The following is a 6,769-nucleotide window of genomic DNA, read 5'->3' on the forward strand; positions in this document are numbered from 1 at the left end:
TATTCGGGTTATAGTTCACTCATCATCTCGCGGGGCTATTTCTTAGTTTTCTTGTTCTTCGCGTCGATTTTTCTTAAATAACTTCGATAATACCTCATAAACAATCGGTACCACGAACAATGTTAACAATGTTGAACTGGTTAATCCGCCAATAACGGTAATTCCAAGTCCTTTCGAGATCAACCCGCCGCCGCCTGAGCCGAGTGCTAACGGAATTAACGCACCGACCGTAGCGATCGCCGTCATCAGGATTGGACGTAAACGAGTCGCACCCGCTTCCAATACGGCTTGACGCATCTTCAATCCATCACGTTCCATATGAATAATTCGGTCTACTAGTACAATCGCGTTCGTGACGACAATACCAATCAACATCAAGAGACCCATCATAACCGAAACCGAAATCGTCTCACCGGCAATGTATAGACCGACAAACGAACCGATGACCGCGAACGGTAACGAGAACAGTATCGCAAACGGTGCAACACCCTCACGGAAGGTTACCACAAGAATGAAGTATACGATCGCAATTGCAGCCAGCATCGCAGCACCAAGCTGAGTAAAGGTTTCCGTCATATCTGCCTGCACACCAGCAGTACCGACCGTCACACCTTTTGGCAAATCAAGTTTATCCACTTCTTTCTTGAGACTATCGGTTGCCTTTTTAACATCCTTGCCGAGAATGGTTCCGGAAACACTCGCATAGTATTCACCCTTGCTGCGTGCCAGTGTATTTAACGTTGTCCCTTTTTCCACTTTTACAAGCTGTGATAGAGGCACAGTCGTACCCATCGCTGTTGGAACCGGAGTTTTTAACATTTCATCAATGGATGCCGGCTGTTTCGACTGCTCTTGCTGAACAATGACATCCAGGGATTCACCATTTTTCTCAATCGTCGTTAACACATCTTGTGTCTTCGTCGGATTCAGCATCATTACAAGCTGACCAGTAGTTAGCCCATATTTAATTAAATCATTCTGGGCGACTTTAAAGGTGTACTCTACATAAGGATCCTCCGCACTAGATGTAACATCCTTTAGACCTTTATCCTTCTTCATCACCTTTTCAACCTTATCAACAGATTGGTAAAGTTTATCTAGGTTGTCGCTGTAGAAAGTGTAGCTGACTTCATTGGAACCAACAGATGAGGTGCCCATGTTCTGGCTCTTCCATGTGCCCGATTGGTCAAGATTTTTCACATATTTCTCGATTTCATCTTTTACTTTAGAGAAATCCTTTGTATCTGGATCAAAAATCAGATACATTAACCCCCCGCCGCCGCTGCCGCCAAACATGGCAGTGGAAGTATCACCTTTATCGGTCACCGATAGCTGGACGATATCGATATCATCACGCTTCAGCATCTTCTCTTCGACGTATTTAACGTTCTCTAACGTCTCGTCCTTTAACTCTCCTGCCTTAGGCGTATAGGTTAAATACATAACCTTATCTTCTTCACTGCCCATAAAGCTGAAGCCGATTAATGGCGTTAGCGCCAAACTGCCGGCTAATAACACCACCGCTATGATGGACGTAATGACCTTATGATTTAATGCCTTTTCCAGCGCCCACTTATACCATTTCGCTAGCTCGCCAACTTCTTTATGTTTCTTACCTGTCTTTTCACTGTATAACTTTTTCTTAAATAAGGTATGGGATAAGGCAGGAACCACCGTAATCGCTACGAGTAACGAAGCACCAAGCGCAAAGGTCATCGTTAAAGCAAACGGTGTGAACAACTCGCCAACCATTCCTCCTACAAAAATCAATGGCGCAAATACCGCAACCGTTACTAATGTCGAAGATAAGATCGGCTTGAACATTTCAATTGTAGCTTCACGTACGAGTGCCCGGCCATTTAGCTTCTCTTCTTTTAAATGCAAGCGGCGATAAATATTTTCCACGACAACGATCGAGTCATCGATGACCCGGCCGATCGCTACCGTAATCGCACCCAGTGTCATAATATTAAGCGTAATATCGAGCCAGTGGAGAATCAGTAAAGCCATGAAAATCGACACTGGTATCGAGATAATCGACGTAATCGTTGATTTAAAGCTTCGTAAAAATAATAGGATAATTAATACAGCAATGAAACCGCCAAAAACAGCTTTCTCCACCATCGTTGAAATGGATTCTTGAATTGGTTTACCCTGGTCAAGGGTTACATCGATATGGATACCATCGATTTTTGCCTTTTGGTCTTTGACAACATCCTTCACACTGTTAACGACATCAACCGTGTTGGCACGCTGCTCTTTTACGATTTGAATCGCAATCGCTTCTTTCCCATTTGTACGGGAGACAGACTGTACTTTACCAACGGTTTGAATCGTAGCAATATCACTTAATTTCACAAGTGGGGATGGATGTGTTTTAGTCGGTGTGACAGGAATGATCGTATTTTTCAATTCATCCGCTGTCATATATTTGCCGTTAATGGCAACAGCCTGTTCCCCTTCTTTAAACTGATAAAGGCCTAAAGAAACCGCCATATTGCTGGCTTGAATCATTTGTTTCACTTTATCTTCTGTCAGACCAAATTCTTTCAATTTGGCTTGGTTATAGGTAAGGTCAACTTCATCAATATGCTGACCAGTAATCGTGGCAGACGCCACGCCATCAATTTTTTCGATTTTTGGAAGAAGGACATCCTCCACTGTTGAGGTTAAATCTACAATATCTTCTTTTGAACTGCTCACACTGAGAGCCACAACCGGCATCATGTTCATACTGATGGCCGTAACCTTTGGTTCCTGTGCACCATCTGGTAACTTAACATCATCTAATGCTGATTTCAAGGCACGTTTTGCCTCGTCCATGTCGATACCGTATTCATATTCGACCTGAATACTTGACATGTTTGAGTATGAATTAGACTGTACCGATTTTACATGATCAAGACCTTCAGCTGCTTTCTCGATTGGCATCGATACATCTTCCATTACCTTTTTAGGAGTGGCCCCAGGATAAACTCCAGTCACCATCAAGTATGGAATTGATATATTCGGAATCGTTTCCATGTTCATACGTGTCCCTGAATAAATGCCAGATACCGTAATGATAATCGTCAGCAGCCAGACCGCCAGTTTATTCCCAAGAACAAAATTTGCTATCGCTTTCACTATTACACCTACCCTTGATTGACTTACTAAGCTCAATTATTTATAATAATGACCAATCAGTCATTTGTCAATGAATGACGGTTAGGAGCAGGTAGAATGAAAAAACAATTAATTATGGAAAAAGCACTTGAACTTTTTGCAAAACAAGGGTTTGAAGCAACTTCCGTTCAGCAAATCACAGAACATTGCGGCATCTCTAAAGGAGCATTTTATTTGTCTTTCAAATCGAAGGACGAATTGATTCTCGCGTTGATTGACCACTTTATGAATCAGTTGACCTCAGACATTGACTATGTAGTCAGTAACGCCAGTCAGGACGAACTTTTATATAAATTTTATTACACCATTTTCCATACTTCCTATCAGCACTCAGATTTCGCAAAATTACTGATGAAGGAGCAATCCCACACCTTTAATAATGATCTTTTGGTAAAAATGCAATACTATGATCGTTTAGTCAACCAAACCATTCTTTCCATGCTGGACAAATTATACGGTGAAACCATCAGGGAAACGAAATATGATTTGATGTATTGTATCAAGGGATTCATGAACACTTATTCTCAGTTATTTTTCTTTTACAACGTACCTTTGGATTTGGACTTACTGTCCCAATCGCTTGTGGAGAAAACAAACTTACTTGCGCAGCATACGACGATTCCGTTTATTTCAGAGGACCTGATTCAGATGTTTAAGAGCCCGTTCCATGAAGAAGTCAGCGAGGAACAAATCATTGAGATCATTGAACAGAAGATAGAGGAATTGGATGAATCATTGGAAAAGGAATCACTGCTTATACTCAAGGAGCAGCTGGTAACCCCAACCTATAGTCCTGTCATCATCAAAGGGCTGATTGAGAATATCCGCAAATCTCCGCATTGTAAATGGATCTCCCTTTTACTTCGCCGATACTATCATTTTTAAAAAGCAGACACATAAACGTGTTTTGCTTTTTTTAATGAGTAGTTTAAATAGACCATTACTATATCCTCTAAAAATCATATAAAAATTTTGTCGAGTCTACACATTTCCTATTTTACTAGTATAATATACCTATAATTTCCTTTTTATAGGAGTGATAAAATGTATTGTCAACAATGCGGATCAAAGATCCCTCATACAGACGCCCGATTTTGTCCCAACTGCGGGACACCATTGGCGGTAGAATCAGAACAAAACTTAACGGAGGAACAAGCAGAAGAAAGAGTAATAGAAAATCAAAACAACGAATCACTTGTACCAACTATGAATACTGCTGAAGTAGTAACATCTGATCCAAAAAGAAGATTTAGCAAATCCGCCTTAGTATGGCCCATTGCCATTCCAGTGTTCTCACTTGTCCTCTCCGCTGGGTCAGGTTACGCCTACTACAATCATCAGATTGAGACAAATAAAAGCGTCACCTCTTTAAAAGAAAAAGCGGAAAATGATGCTCTAAAAGGCCAATACACCCAGTCTTTATCTTCTATAAAAAAGGCTAAAACATTAAGACCGAACTATAAAGTACTAATAGAAGATGAGGAAAAAATAACAAAGGCCATCCAGTTAGAGAGTTCATTAAAGGAAATTTCCAATTCCCTGAAAACACAGCAAATTGACAAAGCCGATTCACAAATTAACAAATTGAAAGTAACACTACAAACACTAAAAGGTCCACTTTACACACGACTGAACAAACAATTAGATGAGAAATCAACGACACTGGCCGTTGCTAAAATAAAAGTAGAAATCAATCACCTGAATACGGTTGAAGAGCTAGCTGGAAAATTAAATGCTTTATCTTCACTTAGTTCCTCCGAAACGGATGAAGTCAAACGATTAATTTTAGCAAAAGTGGTTGAGTTGACCACAAAAGCCGCCGAAACCCAACTGGGAGAGAAGAATTTCACTGAAGCAATGACGACCGTTGATAAAGGTCTGGAATATGCAGCGAACGACACGAAACTGCTTTCTTTTAAAGAACGAATCAAAAATGAACATGCGTCATTTGAGAAAGCAGAACAGGCACGGATTCAAAAAGCGATTGAGGTGGCAGCTCAAGAAGATCTAAACAACCATACCACTGCTGTTACAGTCGACAATTTAAATGTTTATACGGATGAGTATGGTGACCTGCATATTGAAGGTGACCTAAAAAATCATGCCACGGTCCCCATTTCCTCCATCAAACTCTATTATACAGTCTATGATGTAAACGGAGATTCCCTTGGCACGGATTATACATATGGAGATCCTTTCGATTTAGAGCCTGGTGAAAATGGCAGTTTTGATGATTACCAATATGGCGTATATCAGGATTGCACCGTCAAAATCACTAGAATCACTTGGGAATTAAATTAAAAGGGGAAATGATCATGAAATGGATGATTAGTTTGGTTAGTTCAGTGCTTATATTAGGAGCTGGCGGGGGGCTCATTTTTTACTGGCATCAAGAAATTCCTTCCCAGTTAAAAAACAATTCACTCTTTGTACCGAATGCAGCAAAGGCCAAAGTGTCTGATAAGAAGTTAAAAGATATTATTCATGATGTCCAAAAAGAAGTCGTTATGATCCAGCAGGATAACGGCACCTTAGGTTCGGGGTTTCTTTATAATAAAGACGGTGACGTTATCACAAATGCCCATGTGGTGAGCGGGGCCAAAACGGTCAAAATTAAAACGGCGGATGCCAAGGAATTTCAAGGGACGGTGATTGGAATAAGTCAGGATGTTGATGTAGCCGTTGTTCGTGTCCCAGGATTAGCCTCTGAAGAACCCTTACAATTAAGCCAAAAGAAGTCCGATGTAGGTGAGGAAGTGTTAGCCCTTGGCAGTCCATTAGGCTTGCAAAACACAGTGACAACTGGGATTATTAGCGGTGTCGGAAGAGACTTTGACATTGAGCCTTTTCATTATAAGGACGCTTATCAAATATCCGCTCCGATTGCTCCTGGTAATTCAGGCGGACCGTTGATCAACCGCAAGACGGGTGAAGTCCTTGGAATCAATTCTGCAGGAACAGATCAGGGCTCCATTGGTTTCAGTCTACCAATCGTTAATATTTTGTCTCTTGTGGAAGGATGGTCGAAAGCTCCATTGACAGAGTTGCCTGACACTAAAGTTGAAACAGCCTCAGCAGACGTGAGTGAAGAGGAGGTTTCACCAGAAATAACAGCTAGTTATCTCGTTAACTATTTTTATGAAAGTCTAAACTCCCGCGATTATGTCACAGCCTATTCATTAATGGGAAGCTCCTGGCAGAGTAAAACAGAGTTTTCTAAATTTCGAAACGGATATTTAAAGACAAAGTCTACCGCGATAGGTGATGTCCAAACCACAAAGGATGGAGATAACATTACGGTAACAGGGATTATTACGGCGGTTGATTTGGTAGATGGTAATGAAAATTATGCTAAGTTTAAGGTGGAGTATAAAGTCGGTTATGAAAATGATCAATTAAAAATTATAAGCGGGACAGCTAAAGCTATTCATTAGAGGATAATATTCTGTGGATATTTCTTTTGGTTTCCAATCTGAGCAGAACACGCGAATGGTGTTCTGTTCTTTTTTTAATCAAACGTTTAATTAAAATTCATAACGGCAACAGATTTTACGTTTGTTTTTCTAATTTTGTCCTTCATCCGCTTTTTGAAGGACACTTCTCC

4 protein-coding genes are annotated in these 6,769 nt (G+C 40.7%); 3 read left to right on the forward strand and 1 reads right to left on the reverse strand.

All coding sequences use genetic code 11. The features are described from left to right. Positions 1–42: 42 nt before the first annotated feature. The gene (locus V7266_RS26550; RefSeq protein WP_335472223.1) at positions 43–3,126 is read right to left on the reverse strand and encodes an efflux RND transporter permease subunit; all 3,084 of its coding nucleotides are present in this window, start codon (positions 3,124–3,126) and stop codon (positions 43–45) included. A 96-nt stretch (positions 3,127–3,222) separates the two neighbouring features. Between V7266_RS26550 and V7266_RS26555 the strand changes: the two genes are divergently transcribed. From V7266_RS26555 to V7266_RS26565, 3 genes are all read left to right on the forward strand, one after another. Further along, positions 3,223–4,050 carry a TetR/AcrR family transcriptional regulator gene (locus V7266_RS26555; protein ID WP_335472224.1) on the forward strand — a complete coding sequence of 276 codons (828 nt, stop codon included), beginning with the start codon at positions 3,223–3,225 and terminating at the stop codon, positions 4,048–4,050. Positions 4,051–4,209: 159 nt separating this feature from the next. Next, a complete protein-coding gene (locus tag V7266_RS26560; protein WP_335472225.1) occupies positions 4,210–5,466 on the forward strand; it encodes an FxLYD domain-containing protein in 1,257 nt (418 codons plus the stop codon). A gap of 14 nt (positions 5,467–5,480) precedes the next feature. Beyond that, positions 5,481–6,599, forward strand: a complete 1,119-nt coding sequence (locus tag V7266_RS26565) for a S1C family serine protease (protein ID WP_335472226.1) — start codon at positions 5,481–5,483, stop codon at positions 6,597–6,599. Positions 6,600–6,769 lie beyond the last annotated feature (170 nt).

Origin of the sequence: Neobacillus drentensis (assembly GCF_036965645.1) — a bacterium.
Lineage (GTDB): Bacteria > Bacillota > Bacilli > Bacillales > Cytobacillaceae > Neobacillus > Neobacillus drentensis_D.